The sequence below is a fragment of the Lysinibacillus sp. FSL L8-0126 genome (genome assembly GCF_038630385.1).
Classification (GTDB): Bacteria; Bacillota; Bacilli; order Bacillales_A; family Planococcaceae; genus Lysinibacillus; species Lysinibacillus fusiformis_D.
The window spans coordinates 3,016,832-3,039,983 of record NZ_CP152028.1; the positions used below are offsets into that span (position 1 = coordinate 3,016,832).

General features: G+C 38.0%; 21 protein-coding genes and 1 riboswitch. Of the genes, 17 read left to right on the plus strand and 4 right to left on the minus strand.

Features of this window, described 5'->3' with window-relative positions; genetic code table 11:
* Positions 1 to 71: 71 nt before the first annotated feature.
* Positions 72 to 1,514 carry an MDR family MFS transporter gene (locus tag MHI34_RS14720; RefSeq protein ID WP_101966500.1) on the plus strand — a complete coding sequence of 481 codons (1,443 nt, stop codon included), beginning with the start codon at positions 72 to 74 and terminating at the stop codon, positions 1,512 to 1,514.
* 143 nt (positions 1,515 to 1,657) lie between these two features.
* Here the strand turns inward: MHI34_RS14720 and MHI34_RS14725 are convergent, their stop codons facing one another.
* The 4 genes from MHI34_RS14725 to hisA all read right to left on the minus strand — a co-directional run bounded on the left by MHI34_RS14725 (position 1,658) and on the right by hisA (position 4,418).
* The gene (locus MHI34_RS14725) at positions 1,658 to 2,380 is read right to left on the minus strand and encodes a GTP pyrophosphokinase family protein (protein ID WP_036124348.1); all 723 of its coding nucleotides are present in this window, start codon (positions 2,378 to 2,380) and stop codon (positions 1,658 to 1,660) included.
* Positions 2,381 to 2,396: 16 nt separating this feature from the next.
* The gene (locus MHI34_RS14730) at positions 2,397 to 3,236 is read right to left on the minus strand and encodes a hypothetical protein (RefSeq protein ID WP_342503578.1); all 840 of its coding nucleotides are present in this window, start codon (positions 3,234 to 3,236) and stop codon (positions 2,397 to 2,399) included.
* Positions 3,237 to 3,366: 130 nt separating this feature from the next.
* On the minus strand, positions 3,367 to 3,654 hold the full coding sequence (locus MHI34_RS14735; RefSeq protein WP_342503579.1) for a hypothetical protein: 288 nt from the start codon (positions 3,652 to 3,654) through the stop codon (positions 3,367 to 3,369).
* Positions 3,651 to 4,418: a phosphoribosylformimino-5-aminoimidazole carboxamide ribotide isomerase gene (gene hisA / locus MHI34_RS14740; RefSeq protein ID WP_271910490.1), complete on the minus strand. Its 768-nt coding sequence runs from the start codon at positions 4,416 to 4,418 to the stop codon at positions 3,651 to 3,653. Before hisA ends, MHI34_RS14735 begins: the two co-directional genes overlap by 4 nt.
* A 189-nt stretch (positions 4,419 to 4,607) precedes the next feature.
* Here hisA and MHI34_RS14745 point away from each other — a divergent pair, with 189 nt between their 5' ends.
* From MHI34_RS14745 to MHI34_RS14820, 16 genes are all read left to right on the plus strand, one after another.
* A complete protein-coding gene (locus MHI34_RS14745) occupies positions 4,608 to 7,040 on the plus strand; it encodes an ATP-dependent RecD-like DNA helicase (RefSeq protein ID WP_058844063.1) in 2,433 nt (810 codons plus the stop codon).
* A gap of 137 nt (positions 7,041 to 7,177) precedes the next feature.
* On the plus strand, positions 7,178 to 8,611 hold the full coding sequence (hpaB, locus tag MHI34_RS14750; protein WP_036124339.1) for a 4-hydroxyphenylacetate 3-monooxygenase, oxygenase component: 1,434 nt from the start codon (positions 7,178 to 7,180) through the stop codon (positions 8,609 to 8,611).
* Positions 8,612 to 8,667: 56 nt separating this feature from the next.
* Positions 8,668 to 8,833, plus strand: a riboswitch (M-box (ykoK) riboswitch).
* Between the two features lie 247 nt (positions 8,834 to 9,080).
* A complete protein-coding gene (locus MHI34_RS14755) occupies positions 9,081 to 10,046 on the plus strand; it encodes a magnesium transporter CorA family protein (RefSeq protein ID WP_036124338.1) in 966 nt (321 codons plus the stop codon).
* Between the two features lie 398 nt (positions 10,047 to 10,444).
* Complete coding sequence (gene alaS / locus MHI34_RS14760) at positions 10,445 to 13,105, plus strand: alanine--tRNA ligase (RefSeq protein WP_342503580.1); 2,661 nt, start codon at positions 10,445 to 10,447, stop codon at positions 13,103 to 13,105.
* A gap of 156 nt (positions 13,106 to 13,261) precedes the next feature.
* Positions 13,262 to 13,528 (plus strand): IreB family regulatory phosphoprotein, encoded by a 267-nt coding sequence (locus MHI34_RS14765; RefSeq protein WP_004226839.1) that lies wholly within the window; start codon positions 13,262 to 13,264, stop codon positions 13,526 to 13,528.
* A gap of 2 nt (positions 13,529 to 13,530) precedes the next feature.
* On the plus strand, positions 13,531 to 13,947 hold the full coding sequence (ruvX, locus tag MHI34_RS14770; RefSeq protein WP_342503581.1) for a Holliday junction resolvase RuvX: 417 nt from the start codon (positions 13,531 to 13,533) through the stop codon (positions 13,945 to 13,947).
* A 19-nt stretch (positions 13,948 to 13,966) separates the two neighbouring features.
* Positions 13,967 to 14,275 (plus strand): DUF1292 domain-containing protein, encoded by a 309-nt coding sequence (locus MHI34_RS14775; RefSeq protein ID WP_036124332.1) that lies wholly within the window; start codon positions 13,967 to 13,969, stop codon positions 14,273 to 14,275.
* Positions 14,276 to 14,561: 286 nt separating this feature from the next.
* Positions 14,562 to 15,089, plus strand: coding sequence for a DUF1292 domain-containing protein (locus MHI34_RS14780; protein ID WP_036124330.1), 528 nt, complete (start codon positions 14,562 to 14,564; stop codon positions 15,087 to 15,089).
* Between the two features lie 203 nt (positions 15,090 to 15,292).
* Positions 15,293 to 15,799, plus strand: a complete 507-nt coding sequence (locus MHI34_RS14785; RefSeq protein ID WP_180957783.1) for a helix-turn-helix domain-containing protein — start codon at positions 15,293 to 15,295, stop codon at positions 15,797 to 15,799.
* Positions 15,784 to 16,638, plus strand: a complete 855-nt coding sequence (locus MHI34_RS14790; protein ID WP_145991300.1) for an IS3 family transposase — start codon at positions 15,784 to 15,786, stop codon at positions 16,636 to 16,638. Before MHI34_RS14785 ends, MHI34_RS14790 begins: the two co-directional genes overlap by 16 nt.
* 442 nt (positions 16,639 to 17,080) lie before the next feature.
* Positions 17,081 to 17,890 (plus strand): MetQ/NlpA family ABC transporter substrate-binding protein, encoded by an 810-nt coding sequence (locus tag MHI34_RS14795; protein WP_036121966.1) that lies wholly within the window; start codon positions 17,081 to 17,083, stop codon positions 17,888 to 17,890.
* Positions 17,891 to 17,929: 39 nt separating this feature from the next.
* Positions 17,930 to 19,009 (plus strand): ATP-binding cassette domain-containing protein, encoded by a 1,080-nt coding sequence (locus MHI34_RS14800; RefSeq protein ID WP_338651584.1) that lies wholly within the window; start codon positions 17,930 to 17,932, stop codon positions 19,007 to 19,009.
* Positions 19,002 to 19,604 (plus strand): methionine ABC transporter permease, encoded by a 603-nt coding sequence (locus MHI34_RS14805; RefSeq protein ID WP_230593802.1) that lies wholly within the window; start codon positions 19,002 to 19,004, stop codon positions 19,602 to 19,604. Before MHI34_RS14800 ends, MHI34_RS14805 begins: the two co-directional genes overlap by 8 nt.
* A gap of 14 nt (positions 19,605 to 19,618) precedes the next feature.
* Entirely contained in the window at positions 19,619 to 20,455 is an 837-nt protein-coding gene (locus MHI34_RS14810) for a MetQ/NlpA family ABC transporter substrate-binding protein (protein WP_036121957.1), read from the plus strand.
* A 14-nt stretch (positions 20,456 to 20,469) separates the two neighbouring features.
* Positions 20,470 to 21,816 (plus strand): LLM class flavin-dependent oxidoreductase, encoded by a 1,347-nt coding sequence (locus MHI34_RS14815; protein WP_271910480.1) that lies wholly within the window; start codon positions 20,470 to 20,472, stop codon positions 21,814 to 21,816.
* On the plus strand, positions 21,813 to 23,000 hold the full coding sequence (locus tag MHI34_RS14820; protein WP_036121950.1) for an acyl-CoA dehydrogenase family protein: 1,188 nt from the start codon (positions 21,813 to 21,815) through the stop codon (positions 22,998 to 23,000). The genes MHI34_RS14815 and MHI34_RS14820 overlap by 4 nt, the downstream gene beginning before the upstream one ends.
* Positions 23,001 to 23,152: the final 152 nt, after the last annotated feature.

Here is a 23,152-nt window from a genome sequence, read left to right on the forward strand (position 1 = left end):
AATTCCTTCCTCTTTTATTTTTCGTTCAAACTTGGTAATGTTTGTTATGCAGGAAAGGAAAAGGTGACAGGATGAATAAAGTATTTATTGCACTATTACTTGTAACAGCACTTGCCGCAATTGAAGGAACAATTGTAAGTACGGCTATTCCAAGTATTACAGCTGATTTATTAGGCGTAGACTTAATTAGCTGGATTTATTCCGCTTATTTACTAGCCTCTGCTATTGCTGCGATTATTTTTGGCAAGCTAGCTGATTTATTTGGACGCAAGCGGATGATTATTACAGGGATTATTATTTTTTTAGTAGGCTCGATGTTATGTGGTTTAGCCCAATCGATGGAGCAATTAATTGTCTTTCGTGCAATCCAAGGTATTGGTGCAGGTTCAATTTTACCCATCACATTAACAATGGTTGGGGAGTTGTATAAGACTGAAAAAGCGCGTGCCAAAGGACAAAGCTATTTAAGTATGGTATGGGGCGTGTCTGGCGTAGTTGGTCCATTATTTGGAGGTTTTATTGTAGACCAAGTGTCATGGCACTTTATATTTTTCATTAATGTACCATTTGGTTTAGCATCTATTTATTTAATTGCGAAACATTATAAAGAGCAAATAGAAGCGGTGAAGCGTAAAATTGACTACCTAGGTGCTGTACTATTTACAATTGGCATGGTGGCGTTGTTATTTGTGATTATCGAAAACAGTAAAACGCAGGCTTGGTTATCAGGTCAATCATTGCTAATGTATCTAATTGCGGTTGTCTTCCTTAGTATTTTTATTTGGGTGGAATTACGAGCTGAAGAGCCAATTATTCCGTTAGCACTGTTTAAAAATGGGCGACTAATGGTCATAAATGCCTTAACATTAAGCGGGATGTCTATTGTGATTGGTGTAACGGTTTATATTCCGATATTTGCCCAAAGTGTTCTTGGTAAAAATGCAACACAAGCAGGCTTATTATTAACACCGATGTCTATTTTCTGGACGGTAAACTCCATTATGGCAGGTTATTTAATCGGGCGTTTAACGAATAAAAGAATTATTCAAATGGGGACAATTTTACTGGTTACGGGTACTCTATTACTGGCAAGACTATCTTCAGGTTCTAGCGATTTCAGCGCTTATTTCGCTTCATCATTAGTTGGGCTAGGAATGGGCTTTATCATGCCAATGTTGATGATTTCCATTCAAAAGGTGGCAAATCCGAAGCAGCTTGGCATCTCAATTGGTTTAAACTCCTTTACAAATACATTTAGTCAAGCGATTGGGGCAGCACTATTTGGGATGATTTTTAACTTAGCAACGAGTGAAAAAATGGCTTCATTAGGAAAAGGTGAAATTCAATTAAATGGTGAATTTGCAAGAGGTGGCTTTAGTCTAGAAGAAGTAAGCTTTTTAAAAGAAACTATTGCGAATGGCGTAAGCTATGTTTATGTCGCTACCTTTGTTTTTGCCATTTGTGCCCTGATTTTCTCCTTCTTTGTAGCGACGAAATCCAAGGAGCAGGCATAATCATTACAAAGCTTTAAAACTGTAAAAATCCACCTCACTCTCTGTGAAAAAGAACATTGGACAATTGGGTCTTTTACTTTTCTCACCGAAAGCTAGGTGGATTTTTATGTTCATTTAGTTTTGGTCATAATGACAACGGAGTGTCATTGATTGTTAGGTAGTTCTGTTAAGTATTTCGCTAAATGTGAAATAGGGGTACTGTCTAGTAATGATGGCTCTGCTTCATTTTCTTTTAAAATATTGATCTCTTTATTCAAACGCTCCATTTTTCGATCTAATTCGGCTGCTTGTAGTGCGGCTTCTTTTAATTCAATACGAATATGCTCGGGTACATCTTTGTTATACTTATAATAAATTTTGTGCTCCAAGCTTGCCCAAAAATCCATTGCTATTGTACGAATTTGGATCTCGGTGTAAACCTTTTCCATATGGTCTGACATAAAGATAGGAATTTTAATAATGAGATGTAAGCTTTGGTAGCCATTTTCTTTTGGATAAGCAATATAATCCTTCACTTCAACAACCTCAATGTCATGCTGTGCCTGTAACATGGCACTAACCTTGTAAATATCTTCCACGAAAGAGCAGGTGATGCGAGCGCCTGCTATATCACGAATATTTTCACGAACAGCCTCCATGGATGGGGGAAGCTCTTTTTTCATCATCTTCGCTAAAATACTTTTCGGTGATTTTACACGAGTGGAAATATGCTCAATTGGATTGTATTCATGAATCAACTTAAATTCTTCTTGCAATATATTTATTTTCGTTTCTACTTCCTGTAGAGCAAATTTGTAGGCTAAAAAGAAACGTGTTAATTCAGTTTGGAATGTTTTTAAAGAGTTTACCTCTAGTCCAGTTTTCATAGTTTGTAAATCCTTTCTAGTTGGTTTGTGCCATTTTTATTTTCTGTGTGGCTGTCATCCCAATGAGATAGCCAATAATGGGTGAAATTCCATAGCCCATAATAGGCATTGGAAAATGGCCAAAGAAAGTGACAAGAATTGTCATCAAGAAATAGAGTCCTAATATATCTTTTTTCCATGTGATAAAGAATGGATAGACTAATAATAGAAGGGCTCCAACTCCTAAAATAAGTAACATACTTCCCATATCTGCTACTAAAAATATTATTTGCTCTACATATGGTACAGGAGCTAAATGATCGATGTAAATCCAGGGTGTAAAGACATATAGGGTTAGTATGATTAGCGTAATATACTGCCATTTAGGGTTTTCTATAGCTCGCCATAAAATAATGGTGGAGGCACAAGCAAAAGCAGTAATTTGCCCTGCATCTGGTTGCAATAGTAAAATACCACCTATGAGAATCATGAATCCTATAACATATGGTAAATAATTACTTTTTGATAGCCTCCACAAATAAACAATGAGCATAGGTAAAATAATACTGGCCATATAAAAATTGAATGGACCCAAAGTTACCCATCGGTGGACACCCTCTAAGCCATTAAACCAAAAGGGCAGAATAAGTAAAATAGTTAAAATAGATGTGACCAAAAGAGGGTTCTTATGTAGTTCTATTAGGGGTGTTTTATTTAAAATGACATAGCAAAAACAAACGCCTAACATCCAGATGAATATATTTTGTATCCAAATACTTATGTCTACACCGTAGAAGATCATAGCGATCGTTCCTATAAGAAGTGCGGGAAGCATAAAAAAATAAGGTAGTATATGTTTAATATGGAGTTTAGTCATGTGACCCCCTTATACGTAATGCTATACAATATATAACTCATATGACAAACAAAAGGTTTCAGAAATTGTTGAAAGGAATAGAGGAGACGGAGGTGAGAAAATGAAAAAAAGGAGCTAGTGCCCCTTCGGTTTAAGTAATAATTTCAGCATTTAAGTTATAGCGCTTATTAAATTCATCGACAAAAACCTGTAAATCAATATATGTTCCGATATACGGTTTTGTTTCTTGATCGCGTAACAAGCCACAAGTTGCCTTTAATGATTTTGAAAACTCTAGTAACATTTGTTCGTTGTCCAGTTGCACGTGAATCACAAGAGAATGATCTTTTTTATTTACTTTAAAATATTTACCATCTATGATTCTCTCTAAATTTGTTTCTTGAAATGGAAAAACATAATCTTTATAAATTAGCTTCACAAGATCCCACCTCTTTCACAATAGTTTACTACATCTGTATAAGGTAACTCCCCACCAAAAATAGAGAGGGCACTGCCAATGGTTACATGCAATTTTCCGTTGGCTAATTGATTAAATTTTTCTAAATCCTCCAGCGAACGAACACCACCTGCATAGGTAGTAGGAATAGAAGTCCAGGCAGCCAAATCCCTTACTAGGCTTTCCTGCATTCCCCCCTTTTTTCCTTCAACATCGACGGCATGAATTAAAAGTTCATCACAAAAATCTTCTAGATAGGCAATAGATGCTGCATTGACTTCGAAGTGACTATATGTAGTCCATTTATCTGTCATGACAAACCACTTTCCATCACGCATCTTGCAGCTAAGATCAATGACTAGACGTTCTTTACCTATCAGTTGGTTTAAACACTTTAAACGTGCTAGGTCTAGCTGTCCATCATGAAAAATATAGGATGTCACGATAATATGCGAAGCGCCTGCTTCAATATATTTTTGTGCATTATCAGCCGTGATGCCGCCACCAATTTGTAAGCCCTGAGGATAGGCTGCTAAAGCGGCTAAGGCGGCTTCTTCATTCCCAGAACCAAGCATGATAACATGTCCACCTGTTAAGCGATCTTTTGCAAACATTTGTGCATAGTAGCTAGCGTCATGTGTAGAAATAAAATTTTCTACGACAGCTTGATTTGCATAACCCAAAGTACTTCCTACAATTTGTTTTACTTTGCCATCATGTAAATCGATGCAAGGTCTAAATTCCACTAACTTCACAATCCTTCCGTGCGACTAATTCTTATTTATCATAGCATGGAATAAGAGATAAAGGCAGAGAATTGTCATTTGTCGCAATAATGTAAAAATAAAGTAGAGAATACATTTTTATCTACGATATTTTGATGAGGCTATGGTAAAATAAAAAGATTGAAGACAATAAGAAAGGACGGACCGAACATGACCGATCATCTAGATTTATTTGAACTCAATAAATTCTTTATACTCGGACGTCCAATCGTCTCTATCTTTCATAATGCACAAAATATGTATTCGATTGTACGTGTGAAAATACAAGAGACGAACTTACAATATGAAGATAAAGAAATTATCGTTGTTGGTTATTTTCCACCATTACAAATGGATGAACAATATCGTTTTACGGGTATCTTAAAACAGCATCCTAAATATGGTGCTCAATTTCAAATCGAGACATTTACGAAAGAGGTTCCTGCAACTGAGCAAGGGATTATTCATTATTTATCTAGTGACTTATTTGTAGGAATTGGGAAAAAAACGGCTGAAACGATTGTAGAAAAACTAGGGGCTAATGCTCTTCGTGTTATTTTAGAAGATCCTAGTGCACTTGACGCCGTTCCACGCTTATCCACTGAAAAAAAAGAAGTTATTCATCGCACCATCGAACAAAATCTAGGCCTAGAACGTGTGATGATTCAACTGAATGAGTGGGGCTTTGGTCCACAGCTCGGTATGAAAATCTATCAAACCTATCGAACTGAAGCCATAGAATTACTAACTGAAAATCCATATCGCTTGATCGAAGATGTTGAAGGCGTTGGTTTCTTTCGGGCTGACGAATTAGGGGCTAAACTAGGAATTACTGGTAAACATCCTGATCGTGTCAAAGCAGCGATATTTCATGTGTTAAATACAGCTGCTTTATCAGATGGACACGTCTATTTAGATGCGGAGCATGTCCTACCGCTTGTAAAGGATATGCTTCAACAAAGTCAGCGGCAGGAGATCCCGTTTGAGGACATTTCTAAAGCCTGTATTGAGCTACGTGAAGAAGGTAAAATTTGTGGTGAAGAAACTAGATTATATTTACCATCCCTTTATTTTTCTGAAGTAGGGATTGCCTCTAAAATCGTATCGCTCATTGAGCGAAATAATAAGGCTGAGCATTTTAGTAAGGACGAAATTAGAAAAGCCATTGGAGAAACAGAGGAGCTACTCAATGTCACCTACGCTGAGACACAAGCAAATGCTATTGAACAGGCTTTAAATTCAGCCGTCATGATTTTGACAGGTGGACCGGGTACTGGAAAAACAACGGTTGTACGTGGAGTGGTTGAAGTTTATGCAAAGCTACATGGTTTATCATTAAATCCAAAAGAATATGCTCAAAAAGAAGAACCATTTCCTATCATCCTTTGTGCACCAACTGGACGTGCTGCCAAGCGGTTAGCTGAATCAACTGAGCTTCCTGCAATGACCATTCATCGTCTACTTGGCTTTACAGGGCAAGAAAAAGAGGAAGAAACAGAGCGTGAGGTAACAGGAAAGCTCATCATTGTGGATGAAATGTCTATGGTGGATACATGGCTTGCCCATCAGTTATTAAAAGCTTTACATGAAGATGTCCAGGTTGTTTTTGTAGGGGACCAGGACCAGCTTCCACCAGTAGGGCCAGGACAGGTGTTAAAGGATTTATTAGCATCAAAGCAACTGCCAACTGTTGAACTAACAGATGTTTATCGACAAGCAGAGGGCTCTACAATTATTGAGCTTGCCCATCAAATTAAAAAGGGAACGATTCCAAATGATTTAACAGCTAAAACATCTGATCGTTCGTTTATAAAGGCTTCAGCCGATCAAGTTGCCAATGTTGTCACGCAGGTTGTCAAAAGTGCAGTAGCCAAAGGACAGGAAATTCGCAATATTCAGGTGCTAGCACCCATGTATAAAGGTACGGCTGGTATTGATAATTTAAATAAAATGATTCAAGAGCTCATTAATCCAAATGATACGGGAACAAGAAAAGAGCTGGTCTTTGGTGATGTGACTTATCGCATAAAAGATAAAGTACTTCAGTTGGTCAATCAACCTGAGAGCAATGTTTTTAACGGAGATATGGGCGAGGTCATCAGTATTATTAAAGCAAAAGAAACGATCGAAAAACAGGACTTACTGATCGTATCCTTTGATGGTATCGAGGTAACTTATCAACGCAGTGATTTGAACCAATTGACACTAGCCTATTGCTGCTCTATTCATAAATCTCAAGGCTCTGAGTTTCAAACAGTTATTATGCCAGTTGTCAGAGGATATTCAAAAATGCTGCGGCGTAATCTCTTATACACAGGGATTACTCGTGCTAAAAACTTTTTGATTTTATGTGGTGAACCCGATGTACTTGCAGATGGCTTACAGCGTACAGATGACCTACAGCGTTTCACTTCTTTACGTGCAAGACTTAATCCGATGGATATCAATGAAGAAATTGTGGAAGTGGAGGCTATGTCAATAGAGGAGCAGGAGTTGAACAATCCCGTCTCCATAGCACAAAAGCTAACAGTAGAAACAGCACCATATATTCATCCAATGATTGGGATGAATGATATCTCCCCTTATGATTTTTTAAATGACTAAAATAATTACTATTTGCTGTATATGCCCGATTAGACTGTCTAGTCGGGCTTTTCTATTTAGCCCATCGTCACCTAATATTTGGACATTTCATATACTAGGTGAGTACAAAAACATAGGGAATGTATAGGGGTGACAGCATGCCAATAATGACAGGGCAACAGTATATTGAACGTATAGATGCTTTAAAAACGTATATTTCGATTGATGGGGAAGTCGTGACAGGAAAGGTGTCAGAACATCCTGCATTTAAGGGGATTATGCAGAGTCAAGCAAAACTTTTTGACTTACAACATCAAGGGGCTCTTCTTGAAAAAATGACCTATGAATCGCCAACTAGCAAGCAGAGAGTTGGCATGTCTTTTCTTCAAGTAATGACGCCAGAAGATCTTGTGAAAAGGCGCCATGCGGCAAGGGAATGGGCATTATCTTCCCATGGTTTTATGGGGAGAAGCCCAGATTATATGAATACGACCTTAATGGCCTTAGCTTCAGCGTCAGACTTTTTAAAAGATAAGCCAAATTGTTTTCCAGAGCATTTACTGAAGTTTTATGAGTATGCTCGTGAGAATGATATTACTATGACCCATACCTTTATCGAACCACAGGTAAACCGTAAGCGCTATTACTATGAGGATGAAGAAGTGACGATTGCTGCCAAAATTATTGACAAGACGAGTGAAGGTTTAATCATTAAAGGGGCGAGATTACTAGCAACACAAGGCGGCATAACGGATGAACTGCTCGTTTTATCAACAAATGGTTATGATGAAGGAAAAGGTTTCGGCTTTTCGATACCGAGTAATACGAAGGGCTTAAAGTTTTTATGTCGCCAATCTTTTGTAGGTGGAGATTCCTCATTTGATTATCCATTAAGCTCTCGTTTTGAAGAAATGGATGCGATTGTTGTTTTTGATGATGTAGTTGTCCCTTGGGAACGGGTTTTTTATTACGAAAATGTAGATGTTGCCAATCAATTTATGAATGTTAGTGGCTTCCAAGCATACAGTTTACATCAAGTACTTTCTCGGCAAATTGCGAAGACTGAATTTGTATTAGGTGTTGTGCAGTCGATTGTGGACACCATTAATATCGGTGATTATCAACATGTACAACAAAAAGTAGTGGATGTAATTGTGACACTAGAAACGATGAAGGCAATGCTCGTAAAATCAGAAATAGATGCACAGCGAGATATGTTCGGCTTTCTTCGACCAGACCTCTCAACTTTGCAAGTAGCCATTCAAATTTTCCCGAGAGTATATCCGACTTTTACGGAAATCATCCAACAACTTGGGGCAAGCGGCTTAATGTCCATACCAAGTGCCAAAGCATTTGCAGCAGATGAAGGAGATCTTGATCACTATTTGCAATCATTCCAAGATAAAGGCGAAGAGCGAGTGAAAAAATTTCGTTTAGCTTGGGATTTAACAATGAGTAGTTTTGGCACAAGGCAAACACTGTATGAACGCTTTTTCTTTGGTGATCCAGTGCGTTTATCTAGCCTGCTCTATCAATCGTATAAACGGGACCAATTCGTGCAAAGAGTAGAAGACTTTTTAAAAAATGAATGATTTACAGTTTGACAGTTTGAATTCAATCCGCTATGATTTATAGGAATAAAAGAATAACATCCCTTCGTTAGGTGAGGCTCCTATGCTGGAGATACGCTACTACCCAAAAATGTCGAGAGACGCCAATGGGTCAACAGAAATCATCGAAATAAGGTGTTTTTTAACGTAGCTGGACATATTCCTATGCCGCATAGTGCTAAAACTCAACGTTTGAAGGTAACACGCATGCAACGATTTTTTATTGCTCTTTTTTGATATGTGTATTCAACACGCCTTCATTCGTAGAAGGCGTGTTTTTGTTATGAAAGGAAGGTGATGAGAAATGGATAGTAGTCCTGAACCGAATAAGTATCATTCTAGGCAAACGGAAACAAATAAAAGGCATCCATTTCGGATCACCAACGCAGACAAAAGGCGATAAAGGATGACCTTTTGTTTCCCTCAATAACAAAACATGAGGTGAAGTGCAATGATTAAAATCCACTATTTTAATAGCAGCAACAAGACAGTCCAACATGATTTCAACATGAAGGATTTACAACTACCTATTCATAATGAAGATTTATTATGGGTAGATTTATATGCGTATAGTTATAATGAATTGAATAATATAGCAGATGTATTTGGCTTTCATCCATTAGCGGTTGAAGATTGCTTACATGAAGGCTCCCGTCCGAAAATGGACAATTATGGCGATTATAAATTTTTTGTTTTCCATGCACCCATTTATAATGAAAAAAGTAATAATGAAATTACAACCGTTGAGCTCAATATTTTTATGGGTCCAAACTATGTTGTCACTGTACACAAACGGAAATTGCAATGGCTAGGTCACATGGAAAATGTTTGTGTTAATCGTTCCGAATATATGGAAAAGGGTACTGATTTTTTATTGCATACCATTATAGATGGCATTACAGATGAATATTTTCCAGTATTAGAGCGAATTCGAACTCGCATAGATGAACTAGAAGAAGAAATTTATGAGTATCAACCTAAAGTAGTGACTGAGGAATTTCTTGCACTAAAGCGGGCCATTATTTTAATTCGCCAGGCCATCATGCCGCAAAGAAGAATTTTTTCAACAATCAATGGTCAGTGGAAATTTGAGATACAGGAAGAAAATATCCCATTCTATAAAGATTTAAATGACCATCTAGAACGTATTGTTGACTCTACAGAGACATACCGCGATTTAGTTAACAGTACACTCGACACATATTTTTCAATTAATAGTGGTAAATCCATTGAAAAGCTGAATTTACTAACAGTTATTTCTACAATAATGTTACCATTATCTGTGATCACTAGCTTTTTTGGTATGAATGTGCCGTTACCTTATCAGGATTCACCTATTGCAACGATTGCAATCAGTGCTTTTCTAGTGCTCTTTACTTGGGGTATGTGGGTATATTTTAAAAAAATGATTGCTTAGATAGCATTAGTCATAGTAGTACTAATTGACAGCACAATAGATTTTTTTTATAATTTCGTTAGAAAAAGTAAAACGATGATGGAAAAAGTACGTATTTGTGCGTGTACAAGAAAGGGATTTCTAGGCTGGAAAAATCCTCACGACAGCAAATGCCGAAAGCTACTCCAGAGTGCAGCTAATCCCTGCCGTTCACTGACGTTACAAGTGCTAAAGAGGTAAGTAAGCATTTTTTACTTACAACTAGGGTGGTACCGCGAGACAAATGACAAGTCCTCGTCCCTTTTTTGGGGATGAGGGCTTTTTTTATTTTCTTCGATAGTACTCTCCAAAGTGTAATTCATGTAGATCGCAGGATTCTTATCGTGATTTTACAATATAAAATAGGAGGAATTTATCCAATGAAAGCAGTAGATATTCGCCGTATGTATTTGGAATTTTTTAAAGAAAAGGGACATCATCATGAGCCATCAGCGCCACTTGTGCCAATAAATGACCCATCACTACTATGGATTAACTCAGGTGTTGCCACTCTTAAACCATATTTTGATGGTCGTGTTATTCCTGACAATCCACGTATTACGAATGCACAAAAATCGATTCGTACCAATGATATTGAGAACGTTGGGAAAACAGCTCGTCACCATACATTCTTTGAAATGTTAGGAAACTTCTCCATTGGTGACTACTTCAAAAAAGAAGCAATCCATTATGCTTGGGAGTTTTTAACGGATAAAAAATGGATGGGCTTTGATCCAGCGTTATTATCTATCACAATTCACCCTGAAGATCAGGAAGCATATGATGTTTGGCATCAAGAAATCGGTATTCCTGAAGAGCGTTTAATCCGTTTAGAAGGAAACTTCTGGGATATTGGAGAAGGTCCATCTGGTCCTAACTCAGAGATTTTTTATGATCGTGGTGTAGAATATGGCTCAGATGAAAATGATCCTGAAATGTATCCAGGTGGGGAGAACGAACGTTATCTCGAAATTTGGAACCTTGTGTTCTCGCAATTCAACCATAATCCTGATGGTACATACACACCCCTACCAAAGCAAAATATTGATACAGGTATGGGCTTAGAGCGTATTGTATCTGTTGTTCAAAATGTACCAACAAACTTCGATACAGATTTATTCATGCCAATCATTGAAAAAATCGAGGAATTTGCCAACCGTAAATATAAGCGTCCTAGCGAAGTAGATTTAAATGAAATTTTCGGCTCAGAAGAGGATATTAATACACCGTTTAAAGTTATTGCAGACCATATTCGTACAGTAGCTTTTGCCATTGGCGATGGTGCTCTTCCTTCAAACGAAGGACGTGGTTATGTATTGCGTCGTTTATTACGCCGTGCTGTTCGTTATGCTAAACAAATTGGCATTGAGAAGCCATTTATGTTTGAACTGGTACCAACTGTAGGGAAAATCATGGAAGACTTCTATCCAGAAGTAACGGAGAAATGTGAATTTATTCAACGTGTCATTAAAAATGAAGAAATTCGTTTCCATGAAACATTGGACGGTGGTTTAGCAATCTTTAATGCAGTAGTGGAATCGCAAAAAACAGCTGGCCACGATTATATTCCTGGTGCAGATGCCTTCCGTTTATACGATACGTATGGCTTCCCAATCGAATTAACAGAGGAATATGCAGAAGAAGTGGGCATGAAGGTTGATCATGAGGGCTTCGAGGCAGCGATGGAAGAACAGCGTGAACGTGCTCGTGCAGCTCGTCAAGATGTTGATTCTATGCAAGTACAAAATGAAGTATTAGCAAACTTAACAGTTGCAAGTGAATTTGTTGGCTATGATACGTTAACGGTTTCTACTGAAATCGCTGCAATGATCGTCAATGGTCAAGTAGCAAAAGTTGCTTCTGAAGGACAAGAAGCATTCGTTATTTTAGCGAAGACACCATTCTATGCAGAAATGGGTGGTCAAATTGCTGATAGCGGTACCATTTCAAATGATCGTTTTACGGCTATCGTAAAAGATGTTCAAAAAGCACCGAATGGTCAACCGCTTCATACAGTAGTAGTTGAATCTGGTGAAATGCATGTAGAAGATGCAGTGCAAGCAGTGGTCAATCGTGATGACCGTAATTTAATTATTAAAAACCATACAGCGACACATATTATGCAACGTGCATTAAAAGATGTGCTAGGCGATCATGTTAATCAAGCTGGTTCATATGTAGGTCCTGACCGATTACGTTTTGACTTCTCTCATTTTGGTCAAGTTACAAAAGAAGAATTACAGCAAATCGAGCGTATTGTAAATGAGAAAGTGTGGGATGATATAGAGGTCGTTATTGAAGAAAAAGGCATTGACGAAGCGAAAGCGATGGGTGCAATGGCATTGTTCGGTGAAAAATATGGCGATGTAGTTCGTGTTGTATCAATAGGAGATTATTCGATTGAGCTATGTGGTGGTATCCATGTCAAACGTTCTTCTGAAATTGGCTTCTTCAAAATTGTTTCAGAAGGTGGTATTGGTGCAGGTACTCGCCGTATTGAAGCTGTGACAGGTAAGGTTGCCTATGAAGCAGTAAAAGAGGAAGAAGCTTTATTAAATGAGGCAGCAGCATTATTAAAAGCAAACCCTAAAGATGTCGTGACAAAAGTGCAGGCATTGCAGGCTGACTATAAAGAGTTACAACGAGAAAATGAAGCCTTATCCCAAAAAATCGCAAATGCACAGGCAGGAGCTATCGTTGATGCAGCACAAACAATTGGTGATGTGACAGTTCTATCGACAAAAGTAGATGCGAAAGATAATAATCAACTGCGTCAAATGATGGACGACTTAAAAGTGAAAATGCCAAAAGCAGTTATTGTTCTTGGAGCGGTTGATGGCGAAAAAGTTATGTTATGCGCTGGGGTTTCCAAAGAATTAGTTGGTGGTAATTACCATGCGGGGAATATTGTGAAAATGGTTGCAGAAGCTTGTGGCGGTAAAGGTGGCGGTCGCCCAGATATGGCGATGGCAGGTGCAAAGGATGCCTCAAAACTTGAAGAAGCATTAGTTTCTGTGTATGATTATATTAAATCCATTTAACTTCTTTCAACGAAAAGAAGTGAAAGCCTCTGGCTGATTCCGAACGTAATTATGCCGAGGTATAATTGATAATACGCCAAAACATGTTATAATAAAGAGAAATTGGAGATGAGCTTGTCTGCACATCTCCTTATTTCTGAAAGCGAGGTGCTGGTCATGAGTTCATTTGATCAAACGATGAAATTTAATTTTCCAGAAGAATCAATGGAACAGGAAGTCAAGCAAGTAATGTTGAAAGTACATTCTTCATTAGAGGAAAAGGGATATAACCCTATCAATCAGATTGTTGGTTACTTACTTTCTGGTGATCCGGCGTATATTCCTCGCCATCAGGATGCTCGTAATTTAATTCGCAAGCTTGAGCGTGACGAAATTCTAGAGGAGCTTGTTAAATTTTATATTAAAAAGAATAACGAGGACTAGAAATGAGAATTATGGGATTAGACGTTGGGTCGAAAACTGTTGGGGTTGCTGTTAGTGATGCACTCGGGTGGACTGCCCAAGGTATTGAAACCGTAAAAATTGATGAGGCTAACGGAGAGTTCGGCATTGACCGCATCGCCGAGCTAGTAAAGGAATATGCTATAACAGAATTTGTTGTAGGATATCCGAAAAACATGAATAATACGGTAGGACCGCGTGGAGAAGCATCTGAGGACTATAAAAAGTTGTTGGAAGGAACATTTTCACTACCGGTTAAGTTATGGGATGAACGTTTAACGACGATGGCTGCAGAACGTATGCTAATCGAAGCGGACGTGAGTCGCAAAAAGCGCAAGCAGGTCATTGATAAAATGGCGGCTGTGATGATTTTACAAGGCTACTTAGATAGCAAAAATTAATTGATGAGGTGACTTAGGCATGACACACGAGCATAACCATGAAGAAGAACTACATGTTCAACACATTACAGTGATTGACGAAAACGGAAACGAGCAGCTTTGTGAAGTGATTCACGTTCATGAATCTCCAGAGTTTGGCAAATCATATGTGTTTTACTCAATGGTAGGCGCAGAAGAAGATGAAGATGGCTCAGTTGAAATCTTCGTATCTTCATTTGTACCATCTGAAAATGGTGAAGATGGTGAATTAACACCAATCGAAACTGAAGCAGAGTGGGATATGGTAGAGGACGTTTTAAATGCTTTAGAGGATGAAAACGAAGAATAATCTTCTAACTCAAAGCTTGGAACAAGGATCGCAGCTTGCATTCCTTGTTCCTTTTTTATTGAGCCTCTGTCTAGTAGTTGAATTGTGGAGATACATGTGGGTTTCGCTCAAGAGTGTTGTAAATCGTTCGTAAAGTGAGAGAAACCGCTCAAAAGTAGGGTGACAGCACTCATCAAATGACTGGAACTACTCAAGAGCCCGCTAATAAAATACGCAACAATAATAGCGTGGGGGTAAATAAAATCCACTTAATAAATGACAGCAAAGGTATAAAGGAGGAACCCAAATGAATGAAGAAACACAAGAATTTACGATAATAGTCGAAGGTGGCAAAGAGCAAAAATGCCGTGTGGTCTTTACATTTGATGCAGAGGACAAGTCTTATGTGCTATTTTCACTTGTAGATGACAAGGGGCAAGAAATCCCGGGGGATATTTCAGCGATGACCTTTGATTATGATGACAATACGGGTGAAATGGCCAATTTACAGCCAGTTGAAACGGATGCCGAATGGGAAATGATTAATGAGGTAGTGTTGACACTTCTTGATGAATTCGATGCAGAGCCCCAGCTTATTACTGTGACCAATGAAGATGGAACAGATCAAATTTGTGAGGTTATTCATACTTTTTCATCTGAGCAATTTGGTAAATCGTATGTTTTATATGTTCCAGCGACGGATGAACCTATGGAAGAACGTGATATTTTTGCAGCTCAATATTTGTCTGGAAATGACGGTTCTATAGAAGAATTATTACCAATTGAAACGGATGAAGAATGGGCCTTTGTTGAGGATGTATTAAACGAATTGTAAAAACTGTGAGTGGTTGTTAGCCACTCACAGTTTTTTTTATGTTGTTGAAAAAAGGTGATGTCAATAGCAGAAAAAGAACCTTTAGCAAGGCGAGGGGTTGATTTCCGTTCCACCAGCGTCCTTTCCAGGGGGTGTCCGATGAGCCACTTCTGAGCTGCACCCAAAATATTGGACTTAAAAATCTACTATAGGGGGTGCAGGTAGTGATTTCTGATGAACAAAAATTAGCCGCAGTTCTAGCTTACTTTGAAGAAAAAGAAAGTACGTATCAGATTGCCAATCGATTACAGAGGGATCGACAGTACATTCGATTATGGATTGAATTATATCGCTATCATGGCATCGAAGGAATTATTCGTCCTCAAGGGTTCACGAATTACGAAGATTCTTTTAAAATAAAAGTAATTCAACACCTGATAGAGACGGGCGATTCGCTCCTTCAGACTGCTGCGAAGTTTAATATTCCTTCCCGTGAAACCGTTCGGAGATGGAAAAAACAATGGATGTCAACGGCTGGTGAGGTGCTCTATCAAGTAGAAAAGGAGCGCCAATCAATGCCAAAAAAACAACCACCTTCGTCCGATTTAAATGGAAAAACAACGGATGAGTTAAAAGCCGAAATTGAGTATTTACGGATGGAAAATGCCTATTTAAAAAAGTTGAAAGCCTTAGTTCAAGAAAAGGATGCCTTCAAATCCAAGAAAAAGTAAGAGCTGTCTATGAGCTAAGGTTGGATTTTCCTCTTCAAGCTCTATTAAAAGTCGCGAAACTTAAGAAAAGTACGTATTATTATCATCTCCAAAAATGGGTAAAACCAGATAAATATCAGGCGATCAAAGAACGAATTCAGACGCTTTTTCATTACCATAAGGGGCGTTATGGCTATCGTCGTATTTGTTTAGCCCTCCGAAATGAAGGGTTTTTCATCAACCATAAAACGGTCCAACGATTGATGCAAGAATTGGGCTTAAAAGGGACGGTACGCCCTAAAAAATACCGTTCGTATAAAGGGACAGTCGGCTATGTCGCAGAGAATGTCATCCAACGTGATTTTGAAGCCACTGCACCCAATCAGAAATGGGTAACCGATGTAACGGAGTTTAAAATAAACGGTCAAAAAATCTATATATCCGCTGTATTAGATTTATTCAATCGAGAAATCGTTGGGTATGAGGTATCAAAATCACCTAATTTTGAGTTAGTTCAACAGTCTTTTAAGAAGGCGTTTACGTATACAAAGTTATCGAAAAAGAGTGGCTTAATCGTCCATTCTGATCAAGGATGGTTATATCAAATACCACGTTTTAAAGCGTTATTGGCAACACATGAAATCAAGCAAAGTATGTCACGGAAAGGAAATTGTTTAGATAATGCCGTGATAGAAAGCTTTTTTGGCATTATGAAATCAGAATTTCTATACGCAACAACGTTTAAGAACTACGAAGCATTCAAAAAAGCGTTAGTAGACTATATCCACTACTACAATCATGAACGGATAAAAATAAAACTCAACGGAAAAAGTCCAGTTGAGTTTCGAAGAGTTTCTTAAAAGTTCAAATTTTTGGGGTCAGTTCATAGCGAGACAGGCGAGCCTCTAAACGGAGCGGTAGCAGAGGAAGCGGCTCGGCGCTCGCCCACAGGAAAGCAAGTAGCCTGTAACGGAAATCCATTTTCACCTTTCACAAAAATACTGTGAATCGTTTTGTTTTTCAATACTATGAAACCTCTGAGTGGTTGTTAGCCACTCAGAGGTTTTTGTTTTATTAATAGAAATTTTCTATCAAGGGTCTAAAAATATTCTATCTGCAAATGGAATTTTTGCATTTTCGATTAAATTTAATGAATTTTCGAGAAAAAATATGCATTTTAACTTTAAATTTTCTGAATTTTTTAATAAATGGAACAAAAGGAGCATTGACCAATTCTTAGTAAATAGATAAGATTTGTTTTAAATTAAACCAAGTAAATTTATTAACTAAGGAGGTAATGTGATGAGACTAGGTTGGAAATGGCTTATCGGTGCATTGGTAATAGGCTTGTTGGCTGGTTGCACAAACAAAGAAGAGGCTACTAAAGAGGAGATTGTAACATTAAAAGTAGGGGCAGCCAATGTTCCTCATGCGGAAGTATTGGAGTATTTAGCAAAAGATATTGAAAAAGATGGAGTGAAACTAGACATTACCATTATAAAAGATGCTGTGCAAGCGAACCAACAAACGGCAGATGGTGAGTTGGATTTTAACTATTTTCAACATGTCCCTTTTTTAGAACAGTCGAATAAAGAAAGTCATTTAGATTTAGTCAGTGTAAAAGGAATTCATATTGAGCCATTTGGTGTGTACTCAAAAAAAATAAAAAAAATTAGTGATTTGCCACAAAATGCAAAGGTTGCTGTACCTAATGATGTTGTCAATTTCTCAAGAGCGTTACTACTGTTTCAAAATAATGGTTTGATTGAATTAGATAAAACGAAGAAAGGTGATTATACAGTCGAAGATATTGCGAAAAATGAGAAGAGTATTCAATTTATAGGTGTTGATTCTCCACTACTTGTTCGTTCATTAGATGATGTAGAAGCAGCTGCTATCAATACAAATTACGCATTAGAAGGGGGCTATAATCCTGTGAAGGATGCACTGATTATAGAAGATTCAGAATCACCTTATGTCAATATAATAGCCTCGACAAATGAAAAAAAGGATGATCCAGCTATACAAACAATTGTTAAGTGGTTAACAAGTGAAAAGGCACGTTCGTTCTTTGAAGATCAATATAAAGGTGCTGTTGTCCCAGCATTTTAAAGCTGTGCAATCACATAAATGCTAAGGAGGTAGACGTGCATGATTGAGTTTATTGAGACAACAAAAGAATTCCAGGTCGGTACTTCGACTGTAACGGCTCTAAATAAAATCAATTTAACAATTCAGAGGGGGGATATTTTTGGTGTTATCGGTTTTAGTGGTGCTGGTAAGAGCACACTGATTCGGACAGTAAATTTACTGGAGGAGCCAACATCTGGGCAAGTACTTGTGAATGGCAAAGAATTAACCACGCTCACTAAAAGGCAGCTTCGAGAGGAGAAGAAAAATATCGGCATGATTTTTCAACACTTTAATCTCCTGCATTCTAAAACAGTATTTGAAAATGTAGCAATGCCTTTAATCATAAGTGGAGTAAAAAAATCAAATTTGGAAGGTCAAGTAAAAGAGGTTTTAGCATTTGTTGGTTTAGCTGACAAAACGGATCGCTATATTGATGAGCTATCAGGCGGGCAAAAACAAAGAGTCGGCATTGCAAGAGCATTAGTGACAAAACCAACTATCCTTTTATGCGATGAAGCAACTTCGGCTCTCGACCCACAAACGACCAAATCGATTTTAGCCTTACTGAAGAAGGTCAATATCGAGTACGGTATTACAATTTTAATGATTACTCATGAAATGGAGGTTATTCGGGATATTTGTAATCGTGTCGCTGTCATGGAAAATGGAAGAATTATTGAAACAGGCAATGTACTTGAAATTTTCTCCTCACCAAGAGAAGAGACAACTAAAAATTTTGTCCAATCGGTTGTTCGTGATGAAGTTCCACCTTCTGTTTATGAGCAGCTAAAAAGTATAGATGCTTCTAAAAAAATTTACAATTTAAAATTCATAGGAGTAGACGTTGGGCAGCCGATTGTCTCACAGGTGGCGAAAAAGTTTGCTGTAGATGTCAATGTTTTATTCGGCAATATCACAGAATTACAAGGAATTCCATTCGGCCATTTAATCGTGGAGCTCGTTGGTTCTGAAAAAGATATACAAAAAGCATTTCTTTTTATTCAGGCTAAAAATATTCAAATAGAGGAGGTTGTTGCACGTGAAAGTGAGCACACAAATCATTATCGACGCGGTTCTAGATACGCTGTACATGGTTAGCATTTCCTTATTTTTTGGTGCTATTTTAGGCTTTATTTTAGGGGTAATCTTAGTTGTGACGAGAAAAGGGCATATTCTTGAAAATAAATTAATCTTCTCGGTTGTCAATCCGATCGTCAATACATTGCGCTCCATTCCATTCATTATTTTACTTGTTGCAATTATTCCATTCACAAGATTACTCGTTGGCACTGCCATTGGTACGACTGCTGCCATTGTGCCGCTAATCTTGCATATTGGACCATATATTTCAAGATTAATAGAAAATTCATTATTAGAGGTGGATGAAGGCATCATTGAAGCAGCCAAAGCAATGGGAGCCTCTCCATTTCAGATTATTCGAAAATTTTTGTTACCTGAAGCCTTCCCATCGTTAATCTTAAGTGTCACAACTGCAACGATTGGGCTTGTTGGTGCGACGGCCATGGCTGGAGCTGTTGGAGGTGGTGGTTTAGGTGATGTTGCCATTACTTACGGATATCAACGCTTTGATAATACAACGATTTTGGTTACAGTGGTCATTTTAGTTGTACTTGTGCAAATTATTCAAAGCATTGGCAACAGTCTTGAACGAAAAATACGTAGGGTGTCTTAGGGGAGAATGTGAGCATGAAAAAACTGAAATATTTAATAGGGCTTTTTACATTACTATTGTTACTAATGGCATGTGCAGAAGCGGATGAAAAAGATACTGTGAAAGTGGGTATCCGTAGCTCGGAATTGAAAACATGGGCGTATATAAAAGAACAGGCTAGTGAGGAAGGTATTAACTTGGAATTAGTAACATTCTCTGCTCAATATGACCCAAATCAAGCATTGGCAGAGGGAGAAGTAGATATTAATGCTTTTCAACATGTTGCATATTTAAATTTATTTAATACGAACAATAACTCGGATTTACAGGCAATTGGCACAACAATAATGGCACCAATTGGCTTATATTCAAACAAATATAAATCGCTAGATGATATAAAAGAAGGTGCAAAAATTGCTGTACCAAATGATCCTTCCAACTGGGGTAGAGCTTTGCTACTGCTTCAGGAGCATGGACTACTAACAGTAACGGATGATTTTGATGGTAACGGTGGAGAAGACCGTATTAAGGATAATCCCAAAAACTTAATCATTTTGCCTGTTGATGGTGCAACAACGCCACGTGTGATGGAGGATGCTGATTTTGCCATTATTAATAATGGAGTTGCTGTAGAAGCTGGTCTTTTATTGAAGGATGCCATCATTCACGAAAGTGAAACAGCTAAGCCATTTATTAATGTTATCGTGGCAAAGGCAGAAGACAAAAATAATGACATATTGAAGAAAATCGTGGAAATTTATCAGCGAGATGAAACGGGGAAGTTTATTAAAGAAGTGTCAAATGGTAACTATATTCCAGTGGAGCTACCACTGGATGAATTAGCAACATGGAAAGATTTCTATTCATATTAGGAAGGGTGATAACAATGACTAGTAAAAAAGAAATAAAGCTAGCCTTGTATTTAATAGGAGCAGGTATGCATGTTGCTGCATGGAGGCACCCATCTGCCCAAGCAAATGCAAGCATCGATATTCAAGCATTACAAAAAGTAGCTCAGATTGCGGAAAGAGGAAAGTTTGATATAGCTTTTGTTGCCGACAGTTTAGCCATTAATCATGAGTCACATCCACATATTTTAAATCGCTTTGATCCATTAATTCAAATTACGGCTTTAGCGGCGGCAACAACTAAAATTGGACTGGGTGCAACAGCTTCAACCACATACAGTGAGCCATATGTGCTGGCAAGACAGTTAATGTCCATCGATCATATAAGCAATGGGAGAGTTGCTTGGAACTTAGTAACCACAGCAGATGCCACAGGAGAAACGGCATTAAATTTTAGCCGCGATAAGCATTGGGAGCATGATCATCGCTATGAACGTGCAGAGGAATTTATCGATGTTGTTCAATCACTATGGGATTCATGGGAAGACGATGCTTTTCTCTATGATCGAGATAATAATTTATTTTATGATCGTCTTAAAGTGCATGAAACATCATTTAAGGGCAACTATTTATCTGTCAAAGGTCCATTAAATATTGCTCGTTCTGTACAGGGGCAGCCTGTTATTGTGCAGGCTGGTGCATCTAAACCAGGCCAACAATTAGCTGCACGTACAGCGGAAGTTGTATTTGTCCATTGGGATGATATTGAAAAATCGAAAGAACACTATCGGCAATTAAAGGCACAGCTTCCTCCCTTTGGACGTAAGGAGGAGGAGCTCCTTGTTTTACAAGGAATTTCCCCAATAGTAGGTGATACAGAGGAGGAGGCAATTCGTAAATTTAATGAATTACAGTCATTGATTGATCCATACGAAAGCTTAAAATTTGTTTCGGGGTACATGGGGAATGTTGACTTTTCAAAGTATTCCCTCGATACACCTGCTATTGAAGTGGAATTCCCAGAAGTTAATAGTATTCAAAGTCACTTCTATGAACACTTAGAGATTATTAAGAAGGAAAATTTAAAAGTTGGTGATTTGTATGCACGCCTTTTTGGACCTGCAAAGCGCGATGCTTTTGTCGGAACACCAACACAAATAGCGGATGAGATGGAGCGTTGGATAATAGAGCAAGCAGCAGATGGCTTTATGCTACAGTTTCCGTTATTACCACGTGATTTAGAAGATTTTGTTGACAAGGTTGTACCGATTTTGCAGGAGCGAGGTATTTATCGTAAAGATTATACGGGCACAACATTAAGAGAACATTTAGGCTTGAAAAAGCCGCTGAATCGTTTTGCTAAAAGTAAGGTGAATCAGGAATGATGGATATTTTTATTCGAAATGAACGAGAGCAAAGGCTTGTTCAATATGCTCAGAATTTAGCGCAACAAATTGAGAAGACAGCTAACCAATATGATGAGAGTGGAAAATTTCCGTTTGAGCATTTTAAAATTTTAGAAGATGCAGGCTATTTTCGACTAACAGTGCCTCAAAAATATGGAGGAGAAGAAATTTCTTTATACGAGATGTTATTAGTGCAGGAACAATTAGCTAGAGGCGATGCTTCCACTGCCTTGTCTGTTGGCTGGCATTTATTGACGTTTTTGAATGTTCGTGAGGCAAAAACATGGCCAGAACCTATCTTTGCAGAATTATGCCGAAAAGCAGTTGAGGAAGGCTCACTTTTGAATATTATTAGCAGTGAACGTGGAAAGGGGAATATTTCTCGGGGGAGTTTACCTGGTACAATTGCTAAAAAGGTGCCAGGGGGATATTGCATTACTGGTGAAAAAGCATTTGCTTCATTAGCGCCGATTTTAAAACAATTCACCATTATTGCTTATCTGGAAGAAGAAAACCTAACAGCGGAATTTCTAATAACGAAAAACGAACAGGTGGAAATTGTTGAAACATGGGATGCAATGGGCATGAGGGCAACAGGTAGTCATGATATTATTTTTCATGATACGTTTGTACCAGAGGCAGCGTTGCTTTACAGACATCATCCAAATGGAGTTAATCGTTTTTTAGCTGATGGTCGAGTCTATTCGTTAGAGATTCCAGCCGTTTATTTAGGAGTGGCAGGAGCAGCAAGAGATTATGCAATTGATTTTGCCAAAAATACGTATTCACATAGCTTAGAAAATACAATCGCTCATGCTAGTCATGTCCAACAAAGGATTGGTGAAATAGAAGTACTTTATCAAACTGCACGAAGAACATTGTATAGTATTGCAACACAGGTAGAACAAAATCCAGCTCTTAAGGAGCAACTATCAGAGTCTGTTAGTATCGCAAAGTATGTAATTTGTAATTACGCCATCGATATAGTAACAAAAGCCATGCAAGTTGTAGGGGGACGAAGTTTATCTAAAGAAAACAAAATCCAGCGTCTATTTAGAGATGTTCAATGTAGTCGCTTTAATCCACCAGCAGATGATGTGGTGATAGCTCAACTTGCTATGGAGTTACTTGCGGATAAGAAGCAAGTAACTTTTCAATTATAGTTTATATAATGAAGATTTTGAACCGTGCAAGATTTTATAGAGAGAGGATCTGCCAGTAAAAATAGCTGGCAGATTTTTTTTACATATACAATTTCTCCTGAATTGTCGATTTCTGTTTGTCGTGAAAGTTGATTTCTAGTATGATATTGATT